The organism is Streptomyces sp. NPDC059852 (genome assembly GCF_042731455.1).
GTDB lineage: Bacteria > Actinomycetota > Actinomycetes > Streptomycetales > Streptomycetaceae > Streptomyces.
Genome location: NZ_JBHWJK010000007.1, coordinates 1 through 26939 on the forward strand (window position 1 = coordinate 1; position 26939 = coordinate 26939).

General features: G+C 73.4%; 31 protein-coding genes. 12 read left to right on the plus strand and 19 right to left on the minus strand.

The genetic code is table 11. From position 1 onward, the window contains the following. Window positions 1–47: 47 nt before the first annotated feature. Window positions 48–257: a hypothetical protein gene (locus ACFV46_RS11060; protein ID WP_361937393.1), complete on the minus strand. Its 210-nt coding sequence runs from the start codon at window positions 255–257 to the stop codon at window positions 48–50. A 222-nt stretch (window positions 258–479) separates the two neighbouring features. Between ACFV46_RS11060 and ACFV46_RS11065 the strand changes: the two genes are divergently transcribed. After that, on the plus strand, window positions 480–911 hold the full coding sequence (locus ACFV46_RS11065; protein WP_361937394.1) for a phage holin family protein: 432 nt from the start codon (window positions 480–482) through the stop codon (window positions 909–911). Next, window positions 908–1354 (plus strand): DUF3618 domain-containing protein, encoded by a 447-nt coding sequence (locus ACFV46_RS11070; RefSeq protein ID WP_361937395.1) that lies wholly within the window; start codon window positions 908–910, stop codon window positions 1352–1354. The genes ACFV46_RS11065 and ACFV46_RS11070 overlap by 4 nt, the downstream gene beginning before the upstream one ends. A gap of 80 nt (window positions 1355–1434) precedes the next feature. Here the strand turns inward: ACFV46_RS11070 and ACFV46_RS11075 are convergent, their stop codons facing one another. Continuing rightward, window positions 1435–2232 carry a serine/threonine protein kinase gene (locus ACFV46_RS11075; protein WP_385497803.1) on the minus strand — a complete coding sequence of 266 codons (798 nt, stop codon included), beginning with the start codon at window positions 2230–2232 and terminating at the stop codon, window positions 1435–1437. 328 nt (window positions 2233–2560) lie between these two features. On the opposite strand from ACFV46_RS11075, the gene ACFV46_RS11080 reads away from it, so the two are divergent. Both ACFV46_RS11080 and ACFV46_RS11085 read left to right on the plus strand, forming a co-directional pair. After that, a complete protein-coding gene (locus ACFV46_RS11080; RefSeq protein ID WP_385497804.1) occupies window positions 2561–3802 on the plus strand; it encodes a PP2C family protein-serine/threonine phosphatase in 1242 nt (413 codons plus the stop codon). Window positions 3803–3884: 82 nt separating this feature from the next. Then, on the plus strand, window positions 3885–4343 hold the full coding sequence (locus ACFV46_RS11085) for a universal stress protein (RefSeq protein ID WP_385497805.1): 459 nt from the start codon (window positions 3885–3887) through the stop codon (window positions 4341–4343). Between the two features lie 13 nt (window positions 4344–4356). On the opposite strand, the gene ACFV46_RS11090 is transcribed toward ACFV46_RS11085, so the two are convergent. Next, window positions 4357–5139, minus strand: a complete 783-nt coding sequence (locus ACFV46_RS11090; protein ID WP_385497807.1) for a DUF899 family protein — start codon at window positions 5137–5139, stop codon at window positions 4357–4359. Window positions 5140–5349: 210 nt separating this feature from the next. Here ACFV46_RS11090 and ACFV46_RS11095 point away from each other — a divergent pair, with 210 nt between their 5' ends. Both ACFV46_RS11095 and ACFV46_RS11100 read left to right on the plus strand, forming a co-directional pair. Further along, window positions 5350–5562, plus strand: coding sequence for a glycoside hydrolase family 15 protein (locus ACFV46_RS11095; protein WP_385497808.1), 213 nt, complete (start codon window positions 5350–5352; stop codon window positions 5560–5562). Beyond that, window positions 5559–6908, plus strand: coding sequence for a glucose-6-phosphate dehydrogenase (locus ACFV46_RS11100; RefSeq protein ID WP_385497809.1), 1350 nt, complete (start codon window positions 5559–5561; stop codon window positions 6906–6908). Before ACFV46_RS11095 ends, ACFV46_RS11100 begins: the two co-directional genes overlap by 4 nt. A gap of 73 nt (window positions 6909–6981) precedes the next feature. Here the strand turns inward: ACFV46_RS11100 and ACFV46_RS11105 are convergent, their stop codons facing one another. Beyond that, on the minus strand, window positions 6982–7452 hold the full coding sequence (locus ACFV46_RS11105) for a GreA/GreB family elongation factor (RefSeq protein ID WP_385497811.1): 471 nt from the start codon (window positions 7450–7452) through the stop codon (window positions 6982–6984). Window positions 7453–7565: 113 nt separating this feature from the next. Then, window positions 7566–9206, minus strand: a complete 1641-nt coding sequence (gene pgm / locus ACFV46_RS11110; protein WP_385497812.1) for a phosphoglucomutase (alpha-D-glucose-1,6-bisphosphate-dependent) — start codon at window positions 9204–9206, stop codon at window positions 7566–7568. A gap of 143 nt (window positions 9207–9349) precedes the next feature. Between pgm and ACFV46_RS11115 the strand changes: the two genes are divergently transcribed. Further along, entirely contained in the window at window positions 9350–9994 is a 645-nt protein-coding gene (locus ACFV46_RS11115) for a class I SAM-dependent methyltransferase (protein ID WP_385497813.1), read from the plus strand. A 27-nt stretch (window positions 9995–10021) separates the two neighbouring features. On the opposite strand, the gene ACFV46_RS11120 is transcribed toward ACFV46_RS11115, so the two are convergent. Beyond that, entirely contained in the window at window positions 10022–10894 is an 873-nt protein-coding gene (locus tag ACFV46_RS11120) for a PhzF family phenazine biosynthesis protein (protein WP_385497814.1), read from the minus strand. 139 nt (window positions 10895–11033) lie between these two features. Here ACFV46_RS11120 and ACFV46_RS11125 point away from each other — a divergent pair, with 139 nt between their 5' ends. Next, on the plus strand, window positions 11034–11465 hold the full coding sequence (locus ACFV46_RS11125) for a VOC family protein (protein WP_361936893.1): 432 nt from the start codon (window positions 11034–11036) through the stop codon (window positions 11463–11465). 9 nt (window positions 11466–11474) lie between these two features. Here ACFV46_RS11125 and ACFV46_RS11130 read toward each other — a convergent pair whose 3' ends face one another. Both ACFV46_RS11130 and ACFV46_RS11135 read right to left on the minus strand, forming a co-directional pair. After that, entirely contained in the window at window positions 11475–12686 is a 1212-nt protein-coding gene (locus ACFV46_RS11130) for a phosphatidylserine/phosphatidylglycerophosphate/cardiolipin synthase family protein (protein WP_385497816.1), read from the minus strand. Window positions 12687–12806: 120 nt separating this feature from the next. After that, a complete protein-coding gene (locus ACFV46_RS11135) occupies window positions 12807–13094 on the minus strand; it encodes a DUF4190 domain-containing protein (RefSeq protein ID WP_361936891.1) in 288 nt (95 codons plus the stop codon). 177 nt (window positions 13095–13271) lie between these two features. Between ACFV46_RS11135 and ACFV46_RS11140 the strand changes: the two genes are divergently transcribed. Continuing rightward, window positions 13272–14036, plus strand: coding sequence for a calcium-binding protein (locus tag ACFV46_RS11140; RefSeq protein WP_385497817.1), 765 nt, complete (start codon window positions 13272–13274; stop codon window positions 14034–14036). Between the two features lie 26 nt (window positions 14037–14062). On the opposite strand, the gene ACFV46_RS11145 is transcribed toward ACFV46_RS11140, so the two are convergent. From ACFV46_RS11145 to ACFV46_RS11160, 4 genes are all read right to left on the minus strand, one after another. Beyond that, window positions 14063–14872 (minus strand): universal stress protein, encoded by an 810-nt coding sequence (locus tag ACFV46_RS11145; RefSeq protein ID WP_385497818.1) that lies wholly within the window; start codon window positions 14870–14872, stop codon window positions 14063–14065. Window positions 14873–14965: 93 nt separating this feature from the next. Then, window positions 14966–15760, minus strand: coding sequence for a hypothetical protein (locus tag ACFV46_RS11150; protein ID WP_385497819.1), 795 nt, complete (start codon window positions 15758–15760; stop codon window positions 14966–14968). A 49-nt stretch (window positions 15761–15809) separates the two neighbouring features. Next, a complete protein-coding gene (locus ACFV46_RS11155) occupies window positions 15810–16235 on the minus strand; it encodes a hypothetical protein (RefSeq protein ID WP_385497821.1) in 426 nt (141 codons plus the stop codon). Next, on the minus strand, window positions 16232–18103 hold the full coding sequence (locus ACFV46_RS11160) for a hypothetical protein (protein WP_361936882.1): 1872 nt from the start codon (window positions 18101–18103) through the stop codon (window positions 16232–16234). Before ACFV46_RS11160 ends, ACFV46_RS11155 begins: the two co-directional genes overlap by 4 nt. Window positions 18104–18411: 308 nt before the next feature. Here ACFV46_RS11160 and ACFV46_RS11165 point away from each other — a divergent pair, with 308 nt between their 5' ends. Next, window positions 18412–19038, plus strand: coding sequence for a glyoxalase (locus tag ACFV46_RS11165; protein ID WP_376729963.1), 627 nt, complete (start codon window positions 18412–18414; stop codon window positions 19036–19038). On the opposite strand, the gene ACFV46_RS11170 is transcribed toward ACFV46_RS11165, so the two are convergent. The 7 genes from ACFV46_RS11170 to ACFV46_RS11200 form a co-directional block, all read right to left on the minus strand. Continuing rightward, a complete protein-coding gene (locus tag ACFV46_RS11170; protein ID WP_385497822.1) occupies window positions 19022–19696 on the minus strand; it encodes a hypothetical protein in 675 nt (224 codons plus the stop codon). The genes ACFV46_RS11165 and ACFV46_RS11170 overlap by 17 nt on opposite strands. 406 nt (window positions 19697–20102) lie before the next feature. After that, entirely contained in the window at window positions 20103–20741 is a 639-nt protein-coding gene (locus ACFV46_RS11175) for a GPP34 family phosphoprotein (RefSeq protein WP_385497823.1), read from the minus strand. A gap of 114 nt (window positions 20742–20855) precedes the next feature. Further along, complete coding sequence (locus tag ACFV46_RS11180; RefSeq protein WP_385497824.1) at window positions 20856–21515, minus strand: response regulator; 660 nt, start codon at window positions 21513–21515, stop codon at window positions 20856–20858. Beyond that, window positions 21512–22681 carry a sensor histidine kinase gene (locus tag ACFV46_RS11185; protein WP_385497825.1) on the minus strand — a complete coding sequence of 390 codons (1170 nt, stop codon included), beginning with the start codon at window positions 22679–22681 and terminating at the stop codon, window positions 21512–21514. The genes ACFV46_RS11180 and ACFV46_RS11185 overlap by 4 nt, the downstream gene beginning before the upstream one ends. An 89-nt stretch (window positions 22682–22770) precedes the next feature. Further along, entirely contained in the window at window positions 22771–23844 is a 1074-nt protein-coding gene (locus ACFV46_RS11190; RefSeq protein ID WP_361936873.1) for an NAD(+)/NADH kinase, read from the minus strand. Window positions 23845–23919: 75 nt separating this feature from the next. After that, entirely contained in the window at window positions 23920–24204 is a 285-nt protein-coding gene (locus tag ACFV46_RS11195) for a hypothetical protein (RefSeq protein WP_385497826.1), read from the minus strand. Between the two features lie 138 nt (window positions 24205–24342). Beyond that, entirely contained in the window at window positions 24343–25089 is a 747-nt protein-coding gene (locus ACFV46_RS11200; RefSeq protein ID WP_385497828.1) for a hypothetical protein, read from the minus strand. Between the two features lie 260 nt (window positions 25090–25349). On the opposite strand from ACFV46_RS11200, the gene ACFV46_RS11205 reads away from it, so the two are divergent. Both ACFV46_RS11205 and ACFV46_RS11210 read left to right on the plus strand, forming a co-directional pair. Beyond that, window positions 25350–26081, plus strand: a complete 732-nt coding sequence (locus ACFV46_RS11205) for a FadR/GntR family transcriptional regulator (RefSeq protein WP_385497829.1) — start codon at window positions 25350–25352, stop codon at window positions 26079–26081. Further along, complete coding sequence (locus ACFV46_RS11210) at window positions 26078–26911, plus strand: sterol desaturase family protein (RefSeq protein ID WP_385497830.1); 834 nt, start codon at window positions 26078–26080, stop codon at window positions 26909–26911. Before ACFV46_RS11205 ends, ACFV46_RS11210 begins: the two co-directional genes overlap by 4 nt. Window positions 26912–26939 lie beyond the last annotated feature (28 nt).

The following is a 26939-nucleotide window of genomic DNA, read 5'->3' on the forward strand; positions in this document are numbered from 1 at the left end:
GCCCTCCGCGGACGGCGGAGGGCCGGCCCTCGCCCGTGCGGGCGCGTCTACGCCGCGTGCGCCCGGCGTGTGGACGGCTTCGCCGCCGGACGGGCGGGAGCGTCCGACGCGCCACCCCGGATCAGCCTCAGATGACGGCGTCCGCTCCGTGCGTGCCGCGCGGCGCCGGGCGCCGCGGCCAGCCAGTCCTCGACACGGCTCATCAGCAGGAGCAGCACGCCGAGCCCCGGCAGCAGCAGGACGGCGGTGACGATCACGACGGGTCCCTTCCTCGACTCCACTGGCGGCCGAGTGCCCTGCTCCCGCGCCGACGCGCCCCGGAAGGCGTGGAGGTGCCGTGAAGGTCCCCCGCGGTTCCCGGCGTCTTCGGCTTTGACCGGCATCCGTTGTCGTGAACGGGACTTTCGGGGTACTCGCCTGCTCAGCGGACGGCGCCCCGGCGCCTTTCTGCCAGAACCGAGAGACGGGAGGTGATCGCCATGGCGTCGGACACTCGGACGCGCCCCCTCTCCGACCACCAGACGACGAGGTCGGAGCCGGTCGGCGAACTCGTGCAGAAGGCCTCACAGCAGCTGACGGAGCTGGTGCGGGCCGAACTCCACCTGGCCCAGGCGGAGATGAAGGAGAAGGGCAAGCGGTACGGCAAGGGAGGCGGGCTCTTCGGCGGCGCGGGCCTGGTCGGGTTCCTGATGCTCCAGGCGCTCGTGGCCACGGTGATCGCGGCGCTGGCGGTACCGCTGCCGGTGTGGGCGGCGGCCCTCATCGTGACGGCGGTGCTCGGCGTGATCGCCGCGGTGATGGCGCTGACCGGCAAGAAGCAGGTGTCGCGGGCGGCCCCGCCCAAGCCCGAGCAGACGATCGAGAACGTCAAGGCCGATGTGGCCGAGATCAAGGAGAGTGCGCACCGATGACTCAGGCCCCCCACGACAAGCCCACCGCCGAGACCCCCGAGGAACTGCGCGCGCAGGTGGAGCACACCCGGCACGAGCTCGGCACCACGGTGGAGGCCCTGGCGGCCAAGGCCGACGTCAAGACCCGCGCCCAGGAGAAGGCCGCCGAGGTGAAGGTCCAGGCGGCCGACCGCGCCGGGGCCCTCAAGGAGCAGGCCGCCCACAAGGCCGAAGAGGTGAAGGCCAAGGCGTCCGAGGCGACGGCGCGGGTGCAGGCCAAGATGCCGGACCAGGTCAAGGACACGGTGGAACACGCCGGGCACCTGTGGCAGGAGAAGGCGCCACAGCCCGTCAAGGACAAGGCCGCCCAGGGCGCCAGGATGGCACGGGAGCACCGTGGCCTGCTGGTGGCGGCCGCGGCCCTCGGCGCCTGCGTGTGGCTGATGCGCCGCGGCAAGGACTGACCCGCGCCGGCCGGCGCGCGGCCGTCCGGGACCGGCGCCGCCGTCCCGGGCGGCCCGCTCGGCCGTGGCGCCGGCCTCGCTCAGCGCGGCCCGCGGACGCCCGGCGCGGGCTGCCGGCGTGACGGTAGCAGCGCGAGGTGCTCCTCCCGCACCAGGCCGAACCGCAGGGCGAGCGAGGCCAGCCGGGCCCGCTTGGCGCCCGTACGCCCGGCGCCGCCCCCGGCGTGCTCGTCGAGGTCGAGGGGGAGCTTCGCCCGGGCCAGATAGTCGATGTGGTAGTTCACGGCGGACCGGGTCAGGCCCCCGCTGCCGTCCAGGGGGCTCAGGCGCCGGGCGATGTCACCGGCCCCCGGCGGTGCCCCGTCCGGCACCCCGCGCAGCCGTGGCTCGCACAGCGCGACCAGGACAAGAAAGTACTTCGCGGTGACGTCGAGCGCGAACGGGTGCGCATCCCGCTCGTCCGCGCCCGGCGTGTCCCGCTCGTCCAGGTAGGCGTGCTGCGGGGCGAACACCGTGAACCCGGCGCCGCCGTCCGGGGCGGGCAGGACGACCCGGGAGAACTCGAAGGGAACCGGCGCCCCGAGCCGTCCGGGCGCCACGGTCAGGTACTCCCCGCCGTTCTCCATGTTCTCCACCACGTAGGCGGTGCCGGCGCTGAAGTTCGACAGCCGCCAGTAGTCCCGGGCGGCCTCCAGCAGCCCCGCCCGCCGGGACACCCCCGGATCGCGCAGGGCGACGAAAGGGCCGGTCCGGCCGCCAGGACGGTCACGCCCGAACTCGGCCGTGTCGCCGGGCTCCAGACGCAGCAGGTCCGGCGCGCCCGTGCCGGCGGCGCCCGGCCGTGACGGGCCGGACGGCTGAACGATGATCGTCTCCAAGCCGGTGTCTCCCCCGAGATGCCGCCCGGCCGCGTGGACGGCCCGGCGGTGACAGACGTGGACGTCGCAAGGGGCCGGGCCGGCGGAGGGTCGGTCCGCTCCCGCCCGGTGCGACACCGAGAGCATCACGGCTCCCGCCGGAACACCGCAACCACCCGTACCGGACATGTCCCCCCTGGAACCGTCCCGCCCCTTCCGACGTGCGGAGACACGGCAGCCTGGGATGCCGTCGGACACCCGCGGGCCGCCCGCCGGGGGAGCCGGGAGGGCGCGCCGCCCGTAGATTGGTACTGACGGCGATCGCGCTCGGGGGCTGCGGAGAGCGCGCATGACGGCGGACATCGAATTCACGGCCTTCTTCGACGCCACACCGAGCCCGTATCTCGTACTGGACGCGGACCTGGTGATCCGTTACGTCAATCCGGCCTATCTGAGGACGACCGGGCGTACCCCCGGCGAACTGGTCGGCAAGCCCTTCTTCGACGCCCTGCCGGAGAACCCGGGCGCCCTCGTCGAGCACGGGGAGGACACCCTCCGGGCCTCGCTGACGCGTGTCCTGAACAGCGGGAAACCGGAGACCCTGGTGCTCCAGCGCTACGACATCCCCGCCTCCGGCGTCCCGGGCGGGTTCGAGGAGCGCTGGTGGTCCGAGATCAACACGCCGATCGCCGGCCCCGACGGCGCGGTGCGGTGGATCGTCCAGCGCGCCGACGACGTCACCGGGTTCGTCCGCTCCCAGCGTGCCCGGGAGCCGGCCGGTCACCTGACCGACCTGGAAAAGGGCATGGCCGCCGAGCTGTACGTCCGCGCCCGCGAGGTGCACCGGCTGAACCAGGAGCTGCGCCAGGCCCACGCCCGGGAACGCCAGATCGGCGTGGCGCTCCAGGAGGCCATGCTCTCCGCCCCCGACCTCGATCTGCACCACGACACCATCGCCGTGCGCTATCTGCCCGCGGCCTCCTCGCTCAACGTGTGCGGCGACTGGTACGACGTCGTCGACCTTCCGCCCGACCGCTACGCCGCCGCGGTCGGGGACGTCGTCGGCCACGGCCTGCACGCCGCCGCCGTCATGGGCATGCTCCGCAGTGCGCTGAGCGCGGTGATCCGGGCCATCCCGAGCCCGGCCCAGGCGCTGGAGGTCCTCGGCCTGTACGCCCGTTCCGTGGAGGGCGCCACGGCGGCGACCGCGGTCAAGGTCCTCGTCGACACCCGCAGCCGGCTGATCATCTACAGCAACGCCGGGCATCCGCCGCCGGTACTGCTCCACACCGACGGCTCGTTCGAGCTGCTCGACAGGGCGACCGACCCGCCCCTGGGCACCCGGGAGCACCATGTGCCCCGCCCCCAGGCCGGCGTGTCCTACCATCCCGGCGACACCCTCGTGCTCTACACCGACGGCCTCATCGAGCGCCGCGGGGAGGACATCGACGTCGGCCTGGCCCGGCTGACCACGGCCCTCGCCCAGGACGGCGCCCTCGCCGCGGACCCGCTGGCCGACGCGCTGCTCGCCCGGCTCGACGTCGCGGGCGGCTCCTCCGACGACATCGCGCTGATCGTCGTCCGCCTGTGACGACCCCGGCCGGCCCTGTGGGACTGCGGCGGGCCGTCATCCGGACGAGGCTGGAGCCGGGCCGTCGAGCCGAGGAGGAAGCATGGCCGAGCAGAACGAGGCAGCGGACCGGGTGGTGGTCGGGGTGGACGGTTCGGACGCGTCCCGGCACGCCCTGCGCTGGGCCGTGCGGCAGGCCCGGCTCACCGGCGGCGAGGTACGCGTGATCGGTGCCTGGGTCATGCCGGCGTACCACGGGGCGCTCGGCTGGCTGCCGCCGGAGAGCAGCGACGAGGCCGCCCTGGAGGGACGCGCCCGGGACGAGCTGACCGAGGCGGTCCAGGACACCCTGGGGCCCCGGCCGCCCGTGGAGGTCCGCACCGAGGTGCGGTACGGCGCCCCGGCCGGGGTCCTGGTCGACGTGTCCCGCGAGGCGTCCCTGCTCGTGGTCGGCAGCCGGGGGCGCGGCGGGTTCGCCGGACTGCTCCTCGGATCGGTGGCCCAGCACTGTGTGCAGCACGCCGCCTGCCCGGTCGTGGTCGTGCGGGCGGACGGTCGGTAGCGGCGGCCGGACGTCAGTGGTGGGGGCCCCGGCGGCCGAGCGTCGTCTCGCGGGTGACGCCGGGCCGCGTCCACTGCGCCACGGGCCGGCTGGCCGGGCCCCAGGTGGGGTTGCCGTCGGCGTCCGAGCGCCAGTACCAGCAGGCGTCATGGGCGGGGGATCCGCCCTCGGGGTGCTCCTCCCACGCCTCGCCCCGTCCGTGGGGCGTCATGTCGAGCAGGGCGAGCGAGTTGTTGGCCGGCTCGTTGCCCCGGCCCGTCGTCCGGTAGGTCAGGAACGTGCGGTCGCCCTCGCGCAGATAGGCGGTCAGATAGCCCATCGCGCCGCCGACCGGCTCGTCCAGCCCGCGTACCGAGTACCAGGGCTGGGTGTACCCCATGAAGTCCGTGAAGGCGGCCACCTCGTCCCAGGGGCCCGTGGTCACGATGGCGAAGGAGACCCCGCGGGCGTTCAGGTACACGGCGTCCCTCATGTGCCAGGCGGCCGTCGTGCAGCCCTCGCACTGGCCCTGGTGCGGGGCGCCGTCGTACCACATGTGCTTGTAGACGAGGAGTTCGTCGCGGCCCTCGAACAGGTCGAGGAACGGGACCGGGCCGCCGGGGCCGACGACCTCGGCCGTGCCGTCGAACTCCACCATCGGCAGCCGGCGGCGGTCGGCGGCGAGGGCGTCACCCGCACGGGTGTGGGCCTTCTCCCGGACCAGGAGCTCGTCCCGGGCCTTTTGCCAGGTGGCCATGTCGACAAGGGGCGGGCGGCCGGGCAGCGAGGTGTCCGGGTCACGAGGTGTGGCCGTCATGGTGTCCTCCGAATTCGGTACAGGGGCAGGGGCGCCGCGTACGACGTCTCCAGGACAGACCGGCGCCGCGCCCGGAACTCATCGCACCCGGCCGGACGAAACACGCCTCGTGCCGGACGCCCGCCCCGCACGTCACCGGAAGGGCGGCACCGGCCGCCACGGGACCCGGCACGATCGGCATGAGGGGCCCGGGTCCTCGACGGCGACGCCGTGGACAACCTCGTCATCCGGGGCAGGATCGAGGAGGCGGAGGACCGCTACGCCTCGCTGTGCGCCCTGGCGAGCCCGCTGGGGCCGCTGTCGGAACAGATCGATCCCACGACAGGAGAGTTCATGGGGAACGTCCCGCAGGCCTTCAGCCACATAGGGGTCGCCGCGAGGGGTGTGACCCTGGCCCGGGCCGGGGTAGGTGCCCGGCGATGATCACACGGCTGGCCGTCCTCGGCGCGACGGGCGACCTCACCGCCCGCTTCCTGCTGCCCGCGCTGGCCGCCCTGCGGGGCGCGGGCCACATCGGCGACGACCTGGACCTGGTCTGCGCCGGACGGCAGGACTGGAGCACCGCGCGCTACCAGGAGTGGGCGGCTGACAGGCTCGGCCCCGCGCGGTCCGAGGACGCGGAGGCGGTGGTGGCGTCGGCCCGCTATGTGCGCTGCGACGTCACCGACCCCGCCGAGGTCGCCGCCGCGCTCGACGGTCAGGGGCCCGTCGCCGTCTATCTGGCGCTGCCCCCGGCCGTGTTCCCCGCGGCGGTCGTCGCGCTCCACGACGCCGGGCTGCCGCAGGGCAGCCGGATCGCCCTGGAGAAGCCGTTCGGCGAGGACCTGGCCGGAGCGCGGGAGCTCAACCGGCTGCTCGCCCGTCTGGTGCCGGAGGAGGCCGTGTTCCGCGTCGACCACTTCCTGGCCATGACGACCGTGCAGAACGTCCTCGGCAGCCGGCTGGCCAACCGCGTGCTGGAGCCGCTGTGGAACAGCACGCACATCGCCGAGGTCGAGATCGTCTGGGACGAGTCCCTCGCCCTGGAGGGCCGCGCCGGCTACTACGACCACGTCGGCGCCCTCAGGGACATGATCCAGAACCATCTGGTGCAGCTGATGTGCCTGGTGGCCATGGAACCGCCGATCACGCTCGGCGAACGCGACCTGCGCGACCGCAAGGTCGACGTCCTGCGCTCGGTGCGGCCGCTCACTGAGGAGGACGCCGTGCGCCGGAGCCGCCGCGCACGCTATCTCCCGGGCCGGATCGGCGACCGGGACATCCCCGCCTACGCCGACGAGGAGGGCGTCGACCCGGGGCGCCGCACCGAGACCCTCGCCGAGGTGGAACTGGAGATCGACAACTGGCGCTGGGCCGGATGCGTCTTCCGGCTGCGCAGCGGAAAGGCGCTCGGCACGAACCGCAAGGAGGTCGCCGTGCGCTTCCGTTCCGTACCCCATCTGCCGTTCGGCCACGGGGAGACGGCCCTGCCGAACGTGCTCCGCTTCCAGCTCGCGCCCGAGGGCGTCACCCTGGACCTGACGGGCACCGGTTCGCCCGCCCACGCGTTCACCCCGCTCACGCTCACCGCCCGGATGGACCCGCCGCCCCTGCCCGCCTACGGCAGGGTCCTGCTGGACGTGCTCACCGGCGACCCGGCCCTGTCGATCCGCGCGGACGAGGCGGAGGAGGCGTGGCGGGTCGTCGAACCCGTGCTGTCCGCCTGGCGTGAGGACCGCGTGCCGCTGGAGGAGTACCCGGCCGGCTCCGACGGGCCGCCACCCAGGTGACACAGCGCAGCGCCCGCCGCGCTGTGAGGAGACGATGACGCCCTGGAATCAGGCCGGTTGGGGGGCGGAACGGTCAGTCGGTCTGCCCCAGGGAGACCACGACCGCGCTCTCCGAACCCCCCGGTGTGTGGTAGTGCACCGTGTCGCCGGGCTCGTGGCCCAGGAGGGCCCGGCCGAGTGGGCTGTCCACGGTGACCAGCGAACCGTCGGAGCCCACGGTCGTCTCCCCGACCTGGAACGTCTCCTGCGAGCCGTCCGTGAACCGCACGGTGACCGTGCTGCCCACGCCCACGCGGTCGTCCTGCGGCGGGCCCGCCGTGTCGGCGGTGTCCAGCCGGGCCGTGAGCTCCGTGATCCTGGCGTCGATCCGGCGCAGGTCGTTGGCGCGCTGCAACTCGTCGGCCGCGTCGGCGAGGTCGCCGACCGAGGCGTCCGAGTCCTTGAGGGTCGAGGCGACGGTGTCGCGCTCCGTGCGCAGCCGTGACAGCTCCTGCTCCAGTGCCTGGCGGGCGGCGTTGCGGGTCGGCGCGGGTTGGCTGGACATGCCTGCTCCTGGGGCCGGAGACAATGTGTCCCTATTTTAGACACTTCGCCGGATCCTGACCCGCCGGGCCTGTCACCCTCCCGGACCCGCGCCGATACGACGACGCCCGCCCGTCAGGCGCCCAGCGCCGCGAGGACCACGGACTTGGCCTCCTCCTGGACCCGCCGCAGATGCTCCGGGCCCTGGAAGGACTCGGCGTAGATCTTGTAGACGTCCTCGGTGCCCGAGGGCCGGGCCGCGAACCAGGCGCTGTCCGTGGCGACCTTGATACCACCGAGAGCCGCGCCGTTGCCCGGGGCCTCGGTCAGCACCGAGGTGACCGGCTCACCGGCGAGAGTGTCGGCGGTGACCTGGCGCGGGGACAACTTCGCGAGCAGCGCCTTCTCCTCGCGGGTGGCGGGCGCGTCGATCCGCGCGTAGGCGGGGGAGCCGAAGCGCTCGGTGAGGCCCGCGTAGTGCTGCGACGGCGTCCGGCCGGTGACCGCCGTGATCTCGGAGGCGAGCAGCGCCAGGATGATGCCGTCCTTGTCCGTGGTCCACACCGAGCCGTCCCGGCGCAGGAAGGACGCACCGGCCGACTCCTCGCCGCCGAACCCGAGCGAACCGTCGGACAGGCCGTCGACGAACCACTTGAAACCGACCGGGACTTCGACGAGTCGCCGGCCGACGTCCGCGGCCACGCGGTCGATCATGCCGGACGACACCAGGGTCTTGCCGATCCCCGCGCCCGCCGGCCACTGCTCCCGGTGCGAGAAGAGATACGAAATCGCCACGGCCAGATAGTGGTTGGGGTTCATCAGACCCCCGTCCGGGGTGACGATGCCGTGCCGGTCGGCGTCGGCGTCGTTGCCGGTGGCGATGTCGAACCGGTCGCGCCGCTCGATCAGCGAGGCCATCGCGTACGGCGAGGAGCAGTCCATGCGGATCCTGCCGTCCCAGTCCAGCGTCATGAAACGCCAGGTGGGATCGGTGAGCGGATTGACCACCGTCAGGTCGAGCCGGTGCTCCTCGGCGATACGGCCCCAGTAGGCGACGGACGCGCCACCGAGCGGGTCGGCGCCGATGCGCACCCCCGCCGAGCGGATCGCGTCCAGGTCCAGCACCTGGGGCAGGTCGGCGACGTACGCGCCGAGGAAGTCGTGACGACCGGTGCCGGGCGCGGCCAGGGCACGGCTGTAGGGGATGCGCCGTACGTCCTTCAGGCCGCCCGCGATGATCTCGTTGGCGCGGTCCTGGATCCAGCGGGTCGCCTCGGAGCCGGCGGGGCCGCCGCTGGGCGGGTTGTACTTGAAACCGCCGTCGGCGGGCGGGTTGTGCGAGGGCGTGACCACCACGCCGTCGGCGAGCGCGGACGTACGGTCCCGGTTGTACGTGAGGATCGCGTGCGACACCGCCGGGGTCGGCGTGTACCCGTCGTTCTGGTCGATCAGGACGGTCACGTCGTTGGCGGCGAAGACCTCCAGGGCCGTGACCCGGGCCGGCTCGGACAGAGCATGGGTGTCGGCGCCCAGGTACAGGGGGCCGTCGGTGCCCTGCGCGGTCCGGTACTCGCAGATGGCCTGGCTGGTCGCGGCGATGTGGTCCTCGTTGAAGGCCGCCGCCAGGGACGAGCCGCGGTGCCCGGAGGTGCCGAACGCCACCCGCTGCCCGGGCTCGGCCGGGTCGGGGCGCAGCGCGTAGTAGGCCGTCACCAGCCGGGCCACATCGACCAGGTCCTCGGGCCCCGCGACCTGCCCCGCACGCGCGTCCTGCATATCCCGCTCCTTACGCACACGTCGTCCGTTGGGTACGCCCCCATTGTCCCCCGCCCGTCGCGGCGGGACGCGCACGGGCGCCCGTTGTGGCGTGTACCCGGCGGGTGCGACCATGCACTCCGGCGAGGGAAGGGGACCACGAGGTGAGCCACGACGACCGACGACAGCCCGCGGCCGTGCTGTTCGACGCGCTCGGCGCCGACTACGAGAAGGCGTTCGCGCACGCTCCGGCGCACCTGGCCGCCCTGGAGTGGCTTGCCGGGCAGCTGCCGCCGGAGGGCGGACGGGTCCTCGACGTGGGCAGCGGTACCGGCCGGCCCACGGCGGAGGTGCTCGTGGCCGCGGGCCACTCCGTGCTCGGCGTCGACGTCTCCCCGGTGATGGTCGATCTGGCCACCCGTCAGGTGCCCGGCGCCGAGTTCCGCCGCGCCGACGTCCGCGAACTCACGCTGGACGAGGCCTCCTTCGACGGGGTGTGCGTGTTCTTCTCGCTGCTCCAGATGTCCCGCGCCGACCAGGCGGCGCTGGTGCGGCGGCTGGCCTCGGCGCTGAAGCCCGGCGGGCACCTGGTGCTGGCCACGGTGCCCGCCGACGTGGAGGACGTCGAGGTCGTCTTCATGGGCCGAGCGATCCGCGCGACCAGCTTCTCGGAGGAGGGCGTGCTCGCCCTGGCCCGGGACGCGGGGCTGACGGTGCTCTCCACGGAGAGCGCGCTCTTCACCCCGGACCACCCGGACGGCGGCCCGGAACCGCACCTGTTCCTGCGCTGCCGCCGCGACGCACTCTGAGACGGTGGGTACCGCACCCGCCGCTGGTCAGCCGATCAGGGTCCCCGCACCGCTCACCCGGACCCTCGGGTCACCCGCGCGCAGCGTCACCGTCAACTCGCCCGGGCGGCCCATGTCCTGGCCCTGGAACAGCGTCAGGACGGCGTCCTCCGGGACCAGGCCCAGCTCGCGGGCGTAGGCGCCGAAGGCGGCCGCGGCGGCCCCGGTCGCCGCGTCCTCGACGACCCCGCCGACCGGGAAGGGGTCCCGCACATGGAAGACCGTGGGGGACTCGCGCCACACCAACTGGACCGTGGTGAGGTCGAGTCGGTGCATCAGGGCCTCCAGGCGCGCGAAGTCGTACGACAGGTCGGCGAGGCGAGCGCGGGTCGCGGCCGCGAGGACGAGATGACGCGCGCCCGCGAAGGCGATGCGGGGCGGGAAGGCCGGGTCGAGGTCGGCGGCCGGCCAGTCGAGCGCGGCCAGCGCCTCCTGCAGGTCGGCGTCCGCGACCTCCTCCAGCCGCGGCTCCACACTGGTGAGGGTGGCCCGGACCGTTCCGTCCTCGTCCGTCACCTCCACCGGGACGACCCCGGCGGGCGTCGTGAACACCAGCTCGCCGGGCCCGATCCGCTCGGACAGCGCGATCGCCGCCGCGACGGTGGCGTGCCCGCAGAACGGCACCTCCGCCTTGGGGCTGAAGTAGCGGATGGTGTACGCCCGCCCCTCCGGGCCCGCGCCGTCCGCGGGAGGCGCCGTGAGGAAGGCGGACTCCGAGTACCCGAGGTCCGCGGCGATCGCCAGCATGGCGTCGTCGTCGAGGCCGGTGGCGTCCAGGACCACACCGGCGCGGTTGCCCCCGTCGGGGGAGGTGGAGAAGGCGGTGTACCGGAGCACCTCGGGCTGCGTGTTGGTCGTCATGCACGGGAGAACCCGCCCGGGTCCAAGGTCATTCCCCGCTCGCCGCCCGCGCACCCGTGAACGCCCGCACCTGTGAACGCCCGTACCCCTGAACGAAAAAGGGGATGAGCCTGCGGGCGCCCGTTGTTAGGGTGCGTCCGTGTCAAAGATCAGGAAGGTCCAGGTCACCTTCGACTGCGCCGATCCGGAGCGTCTCGCCCGCTTCTGGTGCGAGGTGCTCGGGTACGAGGTGCCCCCGCCCCCGGCCGGCTTCGGCACCTGGGACGCGTACCACGCGGCCCAGCCGGAGGAGGAGCGCGGCGCGTGGTTCGCCTGCCAGGACCCCAGCGGGGTGGGACCCCGGCTGTACTTCCAGCGCGTTCCCGAGGGCAAGGTCGTCAAGAACCGCGTGCACCTCGACGTGCGGGTCGGCACCGGCCTCCGGGGCGAGGAACGCCTCGCCGCGCTGGAGGCCGAGTGCGCGCGACTCCTCCCCCTCGGGGCGGTCCGTGAGCGCCTGCTGTACGACGGCGGGGACGACTCCTGCATCGTGATGCAGGACATCGAGGGCAACGAGTTCTGCCTGGACTGAGCGCCCCGCTCAGAGGAAACGCCGGATGGGCGTGACCGCCGCCTCCTTCACGCGCTGCGCCGCGGCGCGCCTCCGCCACCGGCGCAGGTCGATCTCCACGCTCCGTTCGAGGTCGGCGTCGAAGTCCCGGTCGAGCTTCGCGGTGAAGTCCTCGTCCAGCACGGCGAGCATGACCTCCTCGTCGTGGTCCATGGACCGCCGGTTGAAGTTGGTGGAGCCGATGAGGGTGGCCACCGAGTCCACGGTGATGATCTTGGCGTGCATCATCGTCGGCTGGTACTGCCGGATGTGCACACCGGCCTCGAGCAGCCGCGTGTAGTGCTGCTGGCCCGCGAGCTGGCAGGCCCGCTGGTCGGTGTGCGGCCCGGGCAGCAGGATCTCGACCCGCACCCCGCGCCGGGCGGTCCGGCACAGCAGGTCGATGAAGTAGTCGTCGGGCGCGAAGTAGGCGGTCGCCAGCCGGAACCGCTCCTCCGCCGAGGTGAGCATGACCCGGATGAGGGTCTGCATGTCCTGCCAGCCGATGCTGGCCGACCCGCGCACGACCTGCACCACCGACGATCCCTCCTGCGGGTGCGGGGTGAAGCGGTCGCGCTCGTCGAACAGCTCCTCGTGGCACTCCGCCCAGTTCTGCGCGAACGCGGCGGCGATCCCGTCGACGGCCGGGCCGCGGACCTGCACGTGGGTGTCCCGCCACTCGGACGGGTTGCGCGCGTCGCCGCACCACTCCTCGGCGATCCCCACACCTCCGGTGAACGCGGTGTGCTCGTCGACGATGAGGGCCTTGCGGTGACAGCGGTGGTTCTGCTTGAACGGGGACAGCCACACGGGCTTGCGGAACCAGGCGATCTCCACCCCGGCCGAGCTCATCAGCTCGAGCAGCCGGCCCTCGATCTCCTTCGCGCCGAACCCGTCCAGCAGCAGCCGCACCCGTACGCCCGCGTGGGCCCGGCCGGCGAGGGCGACGGCGAAGTCACGGGCGATCTGGCCCTTCCAGTAGACGAAGGTCATCATGTCGATGGTGTGCTCGGCCCTGCGGATCGCGCCGAGCATCGCCGGGAAGATCTCGTCGCCGTTGCGCAGCGGGACGAGCGTGTTGCCCTCCGTCGCCGCCACCCCGATGAGCCGCTCCAGACGGCGGCGCAACCGCTGCTTGCGGTCCTGCGCCGCCGGCGGTCTGTCCTGGCCGGGACTGGGTGCCGGTATGCCGTCGAGTATCACGTCGGGTCTCCCACAGGGCGAGAAAGGGATACGTCAAGGGGGCCGCGGAAGCGGCCCCCTGAGCGGATGCCCCGTCGGCGCGCGCTCACGCCCGCGGCCGTACGGGTGTCCCCGCGGCGGTCAGCCGCCGACGTACCAGCTGAAGCCGCCGTTGCTCGCGGCGAGCGTGACGAACAGGATCCACAGGACCACGTCGACCACGCCGAGGATGATGCCGGCCTTCGCCATGCCCGCGCCGTTCTTCGCGCCGGCCTGACGCCGGGCGACGGCACCGAAGACGATGGCCAGGGGGCCGAGGATGATGTTCAGGATGAACAGACCCACGATGCCGCAGACCAGGCTCGCGATCGCCATGCCGTTGGTGCGCGACCCCGAGGACGCGGTCGAGGAACCACCGTAACTCGCCATTGCACACTCCCTGTTGCCTTGCGCGGCGCCGAACGTGCCGCGCTCTCCTCACTGTTGGCTGCCTTGCCCGAATGCCCCCATCCGGCCGACTCATGTCTGGGGAAGGGCAACGGTCGGGCCCCTTCGGCAGTCGTACGCAGTGCCGAACGCGGCAGTGGAAGCCCCCTTGGAGGAAAGATGAGTCGTCGCGGTGTCGTCGTGGGAACCGCAGTGGTGCTGGTGGTGGGAGCCGGTGCCTCGGCCGGGGCCGCCCCCGCCGGCCGGGCGGTCGGGCCGGTGGTCGGGCCGGCCGTCGTCAACCAGGGGCGTGACGTCGTCGTGGGCACCACGCACGACGTGACCTTCCCGGTCACGGTCACCGGCTCGGGCGACCCGGCCCTGACGTTCGTCGACGTCGATCTGAAGGGGCCGCACGGCGGCTTCTACACCACGGACGCCTCCTGCGAGACCGCCACGGCCTGCACGACGAGGTTCACCGTCAACGCCCATCTCGCGCCGGGGGCCGACGACCCGGTGGACCTCACCAACGCGCAGGCGGGCACCTGGTCCGTCGACGCGCTCGCCGAGACCGTGGACGGCACGTCCGTCTTCGCCCGGGAGGCCGGGTCGTTCTCCCTCAAGCGGGCCGCGCGGCTCACGGTGAACGCCTCGCCGGAGCCGGTGGCCAGGGGTGCCCGGCTCACCGTCACCGGCCGGCTCGTCCGGGCCGACTGGGACACGTACCGGTACACGGGATACGCGGGCCGGGCGGTGAGGCTGCAGTTCCGGCCGAAGAACTCCAGCACCTACACCACCGTGGCGACCGCCACGACGAACCGCACCGGCGACCTGCGCATCACGGTCAAGGCCGCCAGGGACGGCTACTGGCGCTGGAACTTCGCCGGCACCGCCACCACGGGCGCGGCGAAGGCCGCCGGCGACTACGTGGACGTACGTCCCTGAGCGCGGGAGGCCGGTGCGTCGGGCGGTCAGTCCCTGCCGCGGACGACGGCCACCGGGCAGTGCGCGTGGTGCAGCACGGCCTGGCTGACCGAGCCGAGCAGCAGTCCGGCGAAACCGCCGCGTCCCCGCGCGCCCACCACGACGACCTGGGCGTTCCTGCTGGACTCGATCAGCATCTCGCGGGGCTCCCCGCTCAGCACCTGCTGCCGGACCACCACGTCCGGGTGCCGCTCCGCGAACCCGGCGAGCGCGAGCGCCAGCAACCGCTCGGCGGCCTCCACACCCGTGCCGGCCGGTGCGTGGTCCGGCTGCCACACGTGCACGGCGAGCAGTTCGGCCCCGCGCAGGTCCGCCTCGGCGACGGCGAACTCCAGCGCCCGCTCGCCCTGCGAAGACCCGTCCACGGCGACGACGACCGGCCCGTCCTCGTGGGGCTCGCCGCGGATCACCAGCACCGGGCACTGGGCGTGCGCGGCGAGGGAGACGGCCGTCGACCCCAGCAGCATCCCGACGAAGCCGCCGACGCCCCGGGCGCCGACGACCAGCAGGTCCGCGGTGCGCGACTCGGCGGTCAGCACCTCCACCGCGCCGCCGTGCACCACCTCATGGGTGACCTCCACCTCGGGGGCCACCGCGTGGGCGTGATCCGCCGCCTCCCGCATCAGCTCCTCCACGGGGGCCGGGTCCGGCGGCGAGTACATCGGCCGGGTCAGCGGGCCAAAGGCATGCACCACCCGCAGGCCGGCACCGCGCCGCCCGGCCTCGTGCGCGGCCGACTCCACCGCCGCCCGGCACGACGACGAACCGTCCACACCGGCGACCACGAGCTTTCCCACCGGACCTCCTGTACCACCGGACCCCCGAACGACAAGCCAGTCCAAGGGTCACTCCGGCCGGGCCGGGCGGCCACCCGTGCGCGCCCGGACGGCTCACCCGGCGTCCGAGCCGTCGGGTGCGGGGCAGGTCGTCCCGGGCGGGCAGAACCAGGCGGCGGCCGTGTCGATCAGCTCGCGTTGGGCGGAGTCCTGGTTGTCGGGGCCGTAGGCGACCAGCGCGTAGCGGTTGCCGTCGGAGGCCCGGAACCGGTGATCGATGACGTGCCGGACGGTCCCCGAGTCCGACTCGCCGGCGATCTCGGTGGCCCGGTACTCGTGTTCGGCCGCGTCGTCCGGCGCCGACGGGATCGGGCCCATCTCGATGCGCTCGTATCCCTTCTGGCGGGCGGCGGCCTCCTCGGCGATGACGAGCGAGTCGTACGGTGCGAACTCCTCCAGCTGGAAGATCTGCAGGCGGCGCAGTCCGTCAGGGCTGCTGTAGTTGACGATCTTGATGCCGTACTGCGACGGGCGGCGCTCGGCCGTCCAGTCGGCGGGGACCGCGATACGGAACCCCTCGTCGTCCTGCACCTCCGTGTAACCGTCGGGCAGGACTCCGGACGCCGTGGCCGTGCCGTCCGTCGCCTCCGCCGTATCCGTCGCCGGATCGGTGGGCTCGGTGCCGTCCTGCTCCTGCGCGGTGGGGGACGGGGGCGGCGGAGGCGGTTCCGGCTCGTCCTTCCAGCCGAAGGCCCAGACGCCGAAGCACATCCCCACCGCGGCCAAAACCATGCCGCCGCGCCGCACCACGCGCTGCTGGCGCGGCAGATCCAGGTCCCGGTCCGGCTGGTGGAGGCGTTCGCGGCGCCCGTCCGCCCAGTCCTGCCGTTCCCTGTCGTACACCTTCATCGCCGTCGTCCCTCCAGGCTGCCGGCCGTCTGCGTTGTCCGGTCGGCCGTCAGCCGAGCAACTGGGCGATGCCCTGCACCACGGCGGTCGCCGACGCCACGGCGCCCGCCGCTGCCGCCTGCGATCCGAGCCAGCGCCGGACGCTGCCCAGCACCCGGGTGAGCCGCCCCTGTTCCGCCGTGCCCGAACGCGTGATCTCCTCCCGCAGGCCCACGAGTTCGTCGTGCAGGGCCGCGTCGTCCGCTCCGCGGCCGGCCGCCTCGGGCAGCTCGGCCAGCAACTCCCGTACGGCGGTGAGCAGTTCCTGATGGGCGGTGTCGAGTGGGGCACCGCCCGTGGTGTTGTACGACACGGCCCGGCCCTCCCGGCCCGTGGCGATGGAGCCGCCGGACATCGACCCGATGGTGACGCCGCCGCCGGCAGCCTCCGGGTCCTCGCCCCCGGAGGGCTGCGGGGAGGTGGTGTTCTGACTCATGAGGGGTTGCCTTCCTGACGCGCACGGCCGCCGCCGGGCGGGGGAGCGGTGTGCGAGGTCGCCTGTCCGTGGCTGCCGGTGGCGACGGAACCGCCCGACATGTCCTGGATGAAGACGCCGCCACCGCTGACCTGGTAGATGTGCTGCTCGAACTCCTCGGTCCGGTAGCCGTGTTCGCGCAGCGCCGTACGGACGCCGCCCACGATCCGCTCCTCGACCGTCTTGATGTACCGCTCGGCGTCCATGTCCTGGAAGCGCGAGAGCCTCTGCTGCGCGGCGAGCGCCCGCAGCGAGACACGGGGCACGTCCGGCGGTTCCGCCCCCTCGGACCAGCCGGAGGCGATCTCCCGGCGCAGCCCGCCGAGCGCGCCGATCGCGCAGTCCAGGCCGATCGCGGGGGCGTGCCGCAGGGCGCGCAGCGCCGCGCTGTGCCACTTCTCCGGCAGCCGCTCCACCAGCGCGTCCACGCCGCGGAACTCCTTGCGGATCGGGCCCAGCACATAGGACTCGACCTCCAGGACGAGCATCCCGCCCTGGGTGTGCACCCGCACCAGCACCGTCACGACGAGCTGTTCGTGCCAGCCGCCGACGCGGACGCGCAGGAAGACGCGCCGGGCCTCACCGCCCTCGTCGATCGCCTCGTCCAGATGCGCGGCGATCTGCTCCGGGTCGTAGACGGCGTACTCGGCCGTGCCGCGGCCCCGGTCCGAGACGGCGTGGGCGCTCGCGTCGTCCACACCGCCGAGCTCCACCTGCTCCGAACGGCCGACGCCGCCCGGCAGGAACACGAACCGCTCGATCTCCAGCTCCCGCAGCCGGTCGCGCCCGGTGCGCGCGGCGGACTCCCGCAACTCCACCAGCTGCGGCTCGATCAGGTCCAGCGCGGCACGGGCCGTCAGCCGCTCCATGGCGCGCGGCGGACCACCGGCCGTGCGTGAGTCGACGCCGCCGCGGTCCCCGCCGTCGACCTGCGCGGGGATACGGTCCCGGCGGCCGTCGGGCAGCTTGCGCAGCTCCATGGCGAACGACCAGCTCCGCTTGCGTGTGCCCAGTCCGACGAACGGCCGCTCCACGTCGTACAGCGTGACCGGGGCGTGCTGCTCCCGGCGGATGTCACGGGCCAGGTCGTCGTACGGAAGGCCCGCGGGCAGGACGGGCTGGGTGGCGGTGCGGAACGTCCACTTCGACAGCCACTGGCACAGTGCCTTGCGGTGCTGGGCCTGGTGGTGCCAGCCGACGAGCGCGATCGCGAGGGGGAAGAGCGCCGGGTACGGCGTCTGCGCGGTGCCGTCCACGAGTCCGGCCAGGTACCAGTACCAGTACAGGGCGACGAGCAGCAGACTGCCCGCGGTGGCGAGGCTGCTCATGCCGTCGGCGGCGCGGGCCACCGGGGCGGGCAGCCCCAGCTCCTTCACGGAGGGGCCCCGTTCGTTGAGGGCGCCCGCGAACCACAGGGCCAGCGTCACGACGGCGTACAGCTGGGACCAGGGCAGCCACAGCTCGCCGGAGACGTCCAGCGTGCCGTCGTACAGCGCGCTGAACACGTCCCCGAAGCCGATCTCGGCGTCGGGGCCCCAGCGGTCGGACAGGCCGTCCCACACCATCAGGAAGTCGGAGACGATGAACCCGGCCCAGACCGCGAGCATCAGCAGCGCCGTCCGGGTCTCCTGGCGGGCGACGCGGACGGCGTGGGCCAGCACCGGCAGGACGTCCACGCCGAGGGAGGGGGCGACGGGACGCTCCTGGTGGCCGACGAGCTCGTCGATGACCTGGCGTCGGAAGGTGGCGTCCTGATAGACGCCGGCGCACAGCAGCCGGGTGGCCTCCGTGCGGCTGTAGCGGTCTTCGGGAAGGCGGGTGCCCGGCACTGTGCTCCCATGGTCGTGAAGGGTGGTGCTGTCCCCGGTGCGACCTGACGGCTCCGGCGCTTCACGAGAGCCCCCTCACGGGGGCGGTGCCGCCACCGGACGAGGGAGTCGGGAACAGAAGCGCGAGGCTAGAGGACCGCGGCCCGCGACACGCGCGGCACAAACGCTTTCTCCTCCGATCCGGTGAACATGCCAGGGGCCGCTGGACAGCGGCCGTCCGGGCACTTCCGCGGGCGGACCGGACCGGCGCCGGAGACCGGTCAGGAATCGAGAAGCGCGGCACCCGGGACCCTTCTAGCGTCTTCCTCATGACTTCCATCGACTTCATCACCCTCGAAGTGGCCGACCCGGCCGCCGCCGAACGCTTCTACACCACCGCCTTCGGGCTGGGGGGCCAGATCCGCTTCCGGGCCTCCGACGCACCCAGCACCGGGTTCCGCGGCTTCACCCTGTCCCTGGTGGTGGCCCAGCCCGCCGACGTCGACGCCCTCGTCGGCGCGGCGCTGGACGCGGGCGCCACGACGCTGAAGCCCGCCGCCAAGTCGCTGTGGGGCTACGGCGGCGTCGTCCAGGCACCCGACGGAACGATCTGGCAGGTGGCCTCCTCGTCCAAGAAGAACACCGGCCCGGCCACCCGCGACTTCCAGGAGATCGTGCTGCTGCTCGGCGTCGAGGACGTCAAGGCCAGCAAGGAGTTCTACGTCGGGCACGGCCTCGCGGTGAGCAAGAGCTTCGGCGGCAAGTACGCCGAGTTCGAGACCGGCACGGGCCCCGTGAAGCTGGCGCTCTACAAGCGCCGCGGCCTCGCGAAGGTCGCCGGGGTCTCCCCGGAGGGCACCGGCTCCCACCGGCTGACGATCGCCGGCCCCGCCGGTCCTTTCACCGACCCCGACGCCTTCGCGTGGACGCCCGCGGACGTCACCGCCGAGCGGTGACCTGGACGGGCGCGTCGGTGGTCACCCGCCGGGTGGCGCTGCGGCAGAGGGAGATGCTCAGGGCGAGCAGCCAGTAGCCGAACAGCGCCCCTGCGGAGGCCGTCGTGCCCCAGCCGTTCGCCGCGTAGAAGTGGGCGGGCTCGTTGCCGAAGAAGAGCGACGGGATGAAGACCGCGTTGATCACGGCCAGGACGTAGGCCGAACGGGCGGTCCAGCGCGGCAGGAGGTTCGTCCGGGAGACGGTGTACCCGACGGTGGCCAGGAACATCGCGAGCAGGACGCGTCCGATGGTCCCGTAGAGGATGTAGGTGCCGTCGACCGTGATGGTCGGGTCGATCGGGTGGTCGGTCGCGATCACCGCCCCGGCCTCCAGCCCGTGGGAGACCAGGGTGACGGTCGCGTAGACCAGGCCGAGGGTGAAGGCCAGGTTCCCGGCCCACGCGTGCGCGGGGCCGACGCGCCGGACCAGTTCGCGGAACGCCGTCACGAACACCAGCAGGAACGCCAGCGCGAAGATGCCGATGAGCAGCCGGGCCAGGACGTTGGAGTCCGGCGGCGGCCCCGAGTAGAGGAAGTACAGCGGCACTTCGACGGCGAAGGCGGCCGAGACCGCGATCCCGGCCAGTCCCGTCAGACGCCTGGCGGTGGATTCGTTCATGAGGGTCCCCCTGATTCCGTGTGTGGACGTGGATGGGCAGGTCGGTGCGGGCGCGACCAGAACGCGCAGTGGTGACGGCGTCGGTGCTGCCGCCGGGCACCGGGGCGGGCGGCTACGGGCAGGCAGGCGCTCGTGGGCCGGGCCGTGTCCCGTACACCGGACCACGGCGGGGCCGGACGCGGTGGCGCCCAGCGCAGCCGGGCGACGGGGGAGCCGCGGCGGAGATGCCCACGAAGGTGCCGTGGCGTCGTGACCGGCGCCCCGCACCAGGCCGTGCGCGGTGCGCACCGTCGTGGGGGCGGACGGGCCGGACGGTGGTGCCGGGCACCAGCCGCCCTCGGCAGGACGGTCGGGGCCGGACCCATGGCGGTCGGAACGCGGTGCATGGTCGTCGGCTCCTCGTCCGTCAGTTGCCGCCCATGCCGCCCTGCGCGGCGACCATCGTCGTCGGCAGGGCGCGCACGGCGCGCTCCAGGCCGGGCGCCGGAGCGGCGAGCCGGCTCGTGCAGGCGTCGATGCGGTCCCGGAACACCTTCCGGTCCCGGCGGGAGACGACCGTGCGGACCCGGCCCGCCGAGGCCAGCGCCAGCAGCGCGGCGTCGGCGGCGGGGACGTCTCGGACCGGGCCGTTCCCGTGCAGCGCCGTGAAGACGCGTGCCCGTACCGCGTCGGCCGCGGAAGGGTCCGCCAGTCTCGACCGCCGCGCGCCCCGGCGGGTGCCCGGCTCCGTCACGACGAGGATCCCCGCTCGGACGAGCTGGTCCTCCACCTCCGTCAGGGTCCGGAGCCGGCCGCCGCGCACAAGGCGCCTCCAGCCGTGCCCCTCGGCGGCGTCCCGCAGGACCAGGTCGAGAACGGGACTCCCGGTCGTCGTCGGGCCGGACACGGCCACCGTGCCGTGGTCCTCGTGGAGCACACCGCGCAGTGCGAGGTCGACCACGGCGGACGCACGGACCAGCAGAGCCGTCCGGGAACGGTCGTACGGGCCCTCGGCCGCGGCGTCGTGGGCCAGCAGATACATGGCGCAGGCCAGGTCGTCGGTCATGGAACGACGGTAGGACCGCAGGTCACGGCCGGGCATCGGCCGTCGGAGGGGCCGGCCGCTGGGAGCGCGGGGGACAGCGCCGCGCCGGTCTCCTCCTCAGGGAGGAGACCGTGGTCAGGGTCGGCGGGGCCGGACGAGTCCGTGGTCGTACGCGGCGACGACGGCCTGCACCCGGTCACGCAGGCCCAGCTTGCGCAGCACCGCGGTGACATGGTTCTTGACGGTGGCCTCGGACAGGCGGAGCCGCCCGGCGATCTCCGTGTTCGACAGCGCCTGCCCGATCAGCGTGAGCACCTCCCGCTCGCGCCCGGAGAGGCCCTCCAGGGACGGCGGGGGAGCGGGGTCGGGGACCGTACGGAGGAACTGGTCGAGGACCCGGCCGAGCACGGCCGGCGCCAGCAGCGCGTCGCCGCGGGCGGTGACACGGATGGCGTCGACGAGTTCCCCCGGGCGGATGTCCTTCAGCAGGAAGCCGCTCGCGCCTGCCCGCAGCGCCGCGACCACGTGCGCGTCGATGTCCCAGGTGGTCAGCACGAGAACCTTGGACCGGATGCCGGCCGCCGAGATCTGCCGGGTCGCCCCGATGCCGTCGAGGACGGGCATACGGACGTCCATCAGGACCACGTCGGGGTCCAGCTCCCGCGTCAGCCGTACCGCCTCGCGGCCGTCGGACGCCTCGCCGACCACCTCCAGATCGGGGCGGGCATCGATGATCATGCGGAAGCCGGTGCGGACCAGGGCCTGGTCGTCGGCAACGACGACGCGCAGGCTCATGACACGACCTCCACCGGGAGCCGTGCCCTGACCTGGAAGCCGCCTCCCGGCAGTGGACCGGCGTGCACGCTGCCGCCGACGAGCTGGGCGCGTTCCCTCATCCCCAGCAGCCCGCGCCCCCCTCGTGCCGCGGGCGCGGAGCCCTTGGCCGTACGCCCGTTGTCGGTCACGTCGATGGTCACGCAGTCCCTTCCGGTCGTCACCCGCACGCTCACCTCGTCCGCGCCGACCGAGTGGCGCAGCGTGTTGGTGAGGGCCTCCTGGACGATCCGGTAGGCCGCCAGACGCACCGACGCGGGCAGGTCGTCGGTGACGCCCTCGGTGAGCATGCGCACCCTCATGCCGGAGGCCCGTACGGCGTCCGCCAGATCGTCGAGCCGCGCGAGCGAGGGCACCGGTGCCCGCTGCCCTGCCACGGCGCCTTCGTCCGCCTCGGGCCCGAACGCCCGCAGCAGCATGCGCAGTTCGCCCAGTGCGGACCGCCCGGCGCTCTCCATGGCCCGCAGCGCCTTACGCGCCTGCTCGGGCCGGTCGGTGAACACGTCGTCCGCGGCACCCGCCTGCACGACCATCACCGACAGGGTGTGCGCCACGACGTCGTGGACCTCACGCGCGATACGGGCCCGCTCCTCCACCACGGCACGCCGTGTCTCCGCCCTCAGCCGCTCCTGCCGCGCCCGGCGCCACTGCCCCGCCGTCCATGCCAGGATCATCGCCGGCACACAGACCGCCAGGTCCGCGGGGCCGCCGTTCGCGAACGCCGCTGTGCTCGACAGACAGAGCACGGCGAGCGCGGGCACGGACACACGCCGGGGCCGCGACGCCGACAGCACGCACAACGTGATCTGCGCCGCGAGGAGGGCTCCCGTCAGGGACACCTCGGGCAGCAGGGCCCAGACCCCCACCCCCGTCACCGCGCCGACGGTGAGCACGGGGAGCGGGGCGCGCGCCTGCCACCTCAGGGCACAGACCTGCACGAGGACCAGGGCCACCGCCACCGGAAGTGGACGGCCCTGCCCCGCGCCGGCGACGAGCACCGCCGTACCGAGGACACCGAGCACCAGCCCGGCCGACGCGTACCACAGCAACCGAGCGGCCCGCGGCGGGAGTTCGTCCCCGCTCACCGCGGCCGACCCGCCGTCCTGCGTTCTCGTGCCGCCGCCCACGCCCCGACCCTACCGAGCCGTACGACGGGCGGGAACGGAATGCCGCGCCCCCGCAACGGCAGTCGGCGCCACCGTGGCCGAACCACCCTCTAGGGTGCGCGCGGCGGGCCCTCCGGTGCGGTCAGCAGGGCGAGGTGCGCGATGTCGCCCGGCGGTGGCGTGGTCACGGACCACAGCGGCGCGGGCGAACCGTCGGCGACGGCGGCCGGCGCGTCGGTCAGGTTCATGCGCTCCCGCAGCCGCCCGTAGAAGTCCATCGGCCCCAGCCGTACGGCCCGCAGCCGGCGCGGCGCCGCGTACACGCCGATCCAGTCGCCCGGCCCCAGCACGCCGCGCAGCTGCCCGTCGATGCTGACCGCCGCCTGCCCGGACCGCTCCAGGATGCGCAGTCCGACCGGCTCGTCGGGCGCGGTGACCACCGACCGGTCGAACGCCATGTGGGGGGCGACCGGCGTGAACACGAGTGCCTCCGCGCGCGGCGAGACGACCGGCCCGCCGGCCGCGAAACTGTAGGCGGTCGAACCCGTCGGCGTCGCCACCAGCAGGGCGTCCGCCGAGTACGACGCCAGCAGCCTGCCCGACACATAGACGCCCACCGACACCTGCCGGTCGCGGGCCAGCTTCTCCAGTACCACGTCGTTGAGCGCCGTCACGTCCAGCGGGACGCCCCAGTCCTCGTCGATCCGGCAGTCCGAACGCACCCGGGGCGGCGGCAGCAGCGGGCCGCGCCCGTACTCCATCAGGGCCTCCATGCCGGGCGGCACCTCCAGCAGACGGGAGGCGCGCAGGGCGAGCAGCATGCGGCTGTCGATGTCGAAGCGCTCCTCGCGCACCGCGTCCAGCGCCGCCCGCATCGCGGCCGCCGACACCTCCGTCAGGAAGCCCACCCGCCCCAGGTCCACGCCGAGGACGAGCGCGTCGTTCTCCGCGGCCAGTCTGGCGCCGCGCAGGAACGTGCCGTCCCCGCCCAGCGTCACGATGAGATCGGGGTCGCCGGCGGCCTCGACCTCGTCGCGGGCGTTGTGCCGCCCGCCCTCGTGCCACACGTCGATGTCGGCGCACGGCACGCCCTGCTCGGCGCACCAGGCACGCACCGCGGCGGCCGCGTCCACGGCCTCCGGGCGCCCGCCGTGCACCACCAGTCCCAGGCGGTTGACCGTCACCGTTGCCTCCAGAGTGTCGTGGCCCCGGTCGGGGCCGCGGGTGCGGGGGAGAGGGCCGTACGGCGCCGGCGCCCGCTACGAATGGGCCACGACCTCGCCGGCCGTCACCAGCGGCGGCTGGGGAAGCAGCTCCGCCAGCCGCTCCCGTACGAAGTCACCGGCCCGCCGGGTCGACTCCTCGGCGCCGGCCCGGTCCTGGAAGACACCGGTCGACAGCATGACGCCGTCCGACGCGTCGACCCAGTAGTAGGCCACGAACCCGGGGACCTGACGCAGGAGCGGCACGAACTCCTCCTTCACCCGACGACCCGCCTCCGCCGGATCGGTCACGCCTTCGTACCGCCGCACCACTGCGTACATGGCCACTCTCCTCCAGGTCGTGAGCCGGTCCGCAGACGCCGTACCCGCCGCCGCCCGGGCGGCGGACCCGGGCAGGCGCAAATCACCGGAAAGGCGCCGGACGCTGGTCCGTTCGGGGGTGCGCCCGGCGGTGAGCGGTCAGTCCGAGTCCTCGGGGCTCCGCTCGGCGGCGGACGGCTCGTCCGGCGCGGACGCGTCCGGGACCGTGTAGAAGACGGACCGGCCCTGCTTGCTGCGGTGCGCCTGGTTCCGGGCCACGAGCCCTTCGAGCGTGCTGCGCACCACCGTCGCCTTCACGCCGCGCTCCGGGTACCGCTCGGCCAGTGCCGAGGCGACCTCGGCGGCGGAGCGGGGCTCCTGGCGCTCGGCCAGATGACCGCGCACGAGTTCGACGAGTGACGGCGAGGACGCGCTGGACGAAGCGGCGGCCTCGACGGTCTCGGCGGCGGTCCTGGCAGTGCTCTTCGGGGCGGTGTCCCTGGAGGCGCTCCTGGCGCCGGCGCGGCGGCGGCTCGCGGTGCCGGTGCGCTTGCCGGTGCCCTTGCCCTTGGCCGGCTCGGCCGGGCGGGTCTCCTTGCCCCGCTTGCCGGTGCCCGCGGCCCTCGTGCGCCGGGTGGTGCGCGGCTCCTGGGCGCGCGGGGCGGGTACGACGGCGACGGGCTCGTCCTCCTCCGGCGCCGCGACCGGTTCCTGGGCGGATCCCAGAGCCCGCTGGATGTTCTCCAGGACGGTCCGGTCGTGCCGCAATGCCGTCAACTGGGCCTGCAACGCCTCGATCTCCCCGGCGACGCGGTCCTGCTCCTTGCGGTTGCGTTCCAGGTCGGCGGTGACCTGGGCGCTGTACTGCGAGGTCAACTCCGTGGCCGTGGTGCTGTTTCCGGACATGACGCGTGGCACCTCTCTCCGTGTCGCCGTCGCGGACACCGGGTCCGCACGTATGCAGAATCTAACGGGTGAAGGGCGGTTCTGGCCGTCGGGCTACGTCCGTCGATTGCCAACGCACAGCTTCGGAGCCGGGTTTCACGGACGGCTGACGACCGTCCGTATCCGCTCCCCTGATGCCGAGCTGGGAACTGAATCAAGCCAGGGAAGCAGCCTGGTCCAACCAGTTGACCAGTCACCGCCCACCCCCTCAGGCTGTGTGCATGACAGAGCAGCGCATCCGCCGCGAGGCGGTCTCGGACCAGTTGTTCACGCTGCTCCGGGACCGTGTCCTCAGCGGCGCCCTCGCCCCGGGCGCCCCGCTGACCGCCGAGCGCGACCTGGCCGCGGAGTTCGGAGTCAACCGGCATGCGGTACGGGAGGCGGTGAAGCGGCTCCAGCAGGCGAGGCTCGTCGAGGTCAGCCACGGCGGGCGCACCCGCGTGCTCGACTGGCGGCGCACCGCCGGACTCGACCTCGCCCTCCAACTGGCCCACACCGACGGCCTGTCCGCGTCGTACGACCTCAGCCGCGACATCCTGGAGATGCGGGCGTCCATCGGGGCCGACGCGGCGAGGCTGTGCGCCGCGCGCAGTCCGGAGGAGACGGCGTCCGAGATCGTCGGCGCGGCGGCGGCCTACGCCCACCGCGGCCCCGACCTCGCCGACCTGGCGGCGGCGGACGTGGCGTGGTGGCGCCTCATCGTCGAGGGCTCCGGGAACATCGCCTATCTGCTGGCCTTCAACACGTTGGTGGAGGACCGCTTCACCGCCGGCGAGGTCCCGGTCGCCCTGCGCGCGACCGAACTGCTCGACATCGCGGGCCATATGAGGCTCGCCGCGCTGATCGCCTCCCGCGACGAGAAGGGCGCCGAGGCCGCGGCCCGCGCCCTGCTGGCCCGCAGTGTCCGCGCCGCCCGCCCCACCACCCGGGAACCCGAAGGAGGTACGGCGTGATACCCGCCGTCGTCTACGCCATCCCCGCGTTCGTCCTGCTGGTCGCCGTGGAGGCGCTGTCGTACCGCTTCCTGCCGGACGACGACGAACGCGGCTACGAGGTCCGCGACACCGCGACGAGCATGTCGATGGGCGCGGGCAGCCAGGTCATCGCCCTGCCGTGGAAGGCGGTGGTGATCGTCGCGTACGCGGCCCTCTACACCGTGGCGCCCTGGCAGTTGTCCGCCGGTTCGGTGGGGACCTGGGTGCTGCTGTTCTTCGCCGAGGACCTGGCCTACTACGCCTACCACCGCGCGCACCACCGGGTGCGGCTGCTGTGGGCGAGCCATGTGGTCCACCACTCCAGCGTGCGGTTCAACCTGTCGACGGCTCTGCGGCAGAGCTGGACGCCGATGAGCGGTCTGCCGTTCTGGATGCCGCTCGCCCTGCTGGGCATCCCGCCGTGGATGATCCTGCTCCAGCAGTCGATCAGCCTGATCTACCAGTTCTTCCTGCACACCGAACGGGTGGACCGTCTGTGGCGCCCGATCGAGCTGGCCTTCAACACGCCCTCGCACCACCGGGTCCACCACGGCTCCAACAACGTCTATCTGGACCGCAACTACGGCGGCATCCTCATCGTCTGGGACCGCCTGTTCGGGACGTTCCAGCCGGAGGGCGAACGTGTCGTGTACGGACTGACGAAGAACATCGACACCTACAACCCGCTCCGCGTCGCCTTCCACGAGTACGCGGCCACCTGGCACGACATCCGTACGGCCACCCGCTGGCGCGACCGCGCGGGCTACGCCTTCGGCCCACCGGGGTGGGCTCCGCAGCCGAGGCACTGAGCTCGGGCGGCCGTATCGGTGGGGACCT

Bases quoted from the DNA above. Each gene is read 5' to 3' on its own strand.
- ACFV46_RS11065 (WP_361937394.1), top strand. From the start codon at position 480: ATGGCGTCGGACACTCGGACGCGCCCCCTCTCCGACCACCAGACGACG.
- ACFV46_RS11070 (WP_361937395.1), top strand. From the start codon at position 908: ATGACTCAGGCCCCCCACGACAAGCCCACCGCCGAGACCCCCGAGGAA.
- ACFV46_RS11080 (WP_385497804.1), top strand. From the start codon at position 2,561: ATGACGGCGGACATCGAATTCACGGCCTTCTTCGACGCCACACCGAGC.
- ACFV46_RS11085 (WP_385497805.1), top strand. From the start codon at position 3,885: ATGGCCGAGCAGAACGAGGCAGCGGACCGGGTGGTGGTCGGGGTGGAC.
- ACFV46_RS11090 (WP_385497807.1), bottom strand. From the start codon at position 5,139: ATGACGGCCACACCTCGTGACCCGGACACCTCGCTGCCCGGCCGCCCG.
- ACFV46_RS11100 (WP_385497809.1), top strand. From the start codon at position 5,559: ATGATCACACGGCTGGCCGTCCTCGGCGCGACGGGCGACCTCACCGCC.
- ACFV46_RS11105 (WP_385497811.1), bottom strand. From the start codon at position 7,452: ATGTCCAGCCAACCCGCGCCGACCCGCAACGCCGCCCGCCAGGCACTG.
- pgm (WP_385497812.1), bottom strand. From the start codon at position 9,206: ATGCAGGACGCGCGTGCGGGGCAGGTCGCGGGGCCCGAGGACCTGGTC.
- ACFV46_RS11120 (WP_385497814.1), bottom strand. From the start codon at position 10,894: ATGACGACCAACACGCAGCCCGAGGTGCTCCGGTACACCGCCTTCTCC.
- ACFV46_RS11135 (WP_361936891.1), bottom strand. From the start codon at position 13,094: ATGGCGAGTTACGGTGGTTCCTCGACCGCGTCCTCGGGGTCGCGCACC.
- ACFV46_RS11140 (WP_385497817.1), top strand. From the start codon at position 13,272: ATGAGTCGTCGCGGTGTCGTCGTGGGAACCGCAGTGGTGCTGGTGGTG.
- ACFV46_RS11150 (WP_385497819.1), bottom strand. From the start codon at position 15,760: ATGAAGGTGTACGACAGGGAACGGCAGGACTGGGCGGACGGGCGCCGC.
- ACFV46_RS11155 (WP_385497821.1), bottom strand. From the start codon at position 16,235: ATGAGTCAGAACACCACCTCCCCGCAGCCCTCCGGGGGCGAGGACCCG.
- ACFV46_RS11165 (WP_376729963.1), top strand. From the start codon at position 18,412: ATGACTTCCATCGACTTCATCACCCTCGAAGTGGCCGACCCGGCCGCC.
- ACFV46_RS11170 (WP_385497822.1), bottom strand. From the start codon at position 19,696: ATGAACGAATCCACCGCCAGGCGTCTGACGGGACTGGCCGGGATCGCG.
- ACFV46_RS11175 (WP_385497823.1), bottom strand. From the start codon at position 20,741: ATGACCGACGACCTGGCCTGCGCCATGTATCTGCTGGCCCACGACGCC.
- ACFV46_RS11180 (WP_385497824.1), bottom strand. From the start codon at position 21,515: ATGAGCCTGCGCGTCGTCGTTGCCGACGACCAGGCCCTGGTCCGCACC.
- ACFV46_RS11195 (WP_385497826.1), bottom strand. From the start codon at position 24,204: ATGTACGCAGTGGTGCGGCGGTACGAAGGCGTGACCGATCCGGCGGAG.
- ACFV46_RS11200 (WP_385497828.1), bottom strand. From the start codon at position 25,089: ATGTCCGGAAACAGCACCACGGCCACGGAGTTGACCTCGCAGTACAGC.
- ACFV46_RS11205 (WP_385497829.1), top strand. From the start codon at position 25,350: ATGACAGAGCAGCGCATCCGCCGCGAGGCGGTCTCGGACCAGTTGTTC.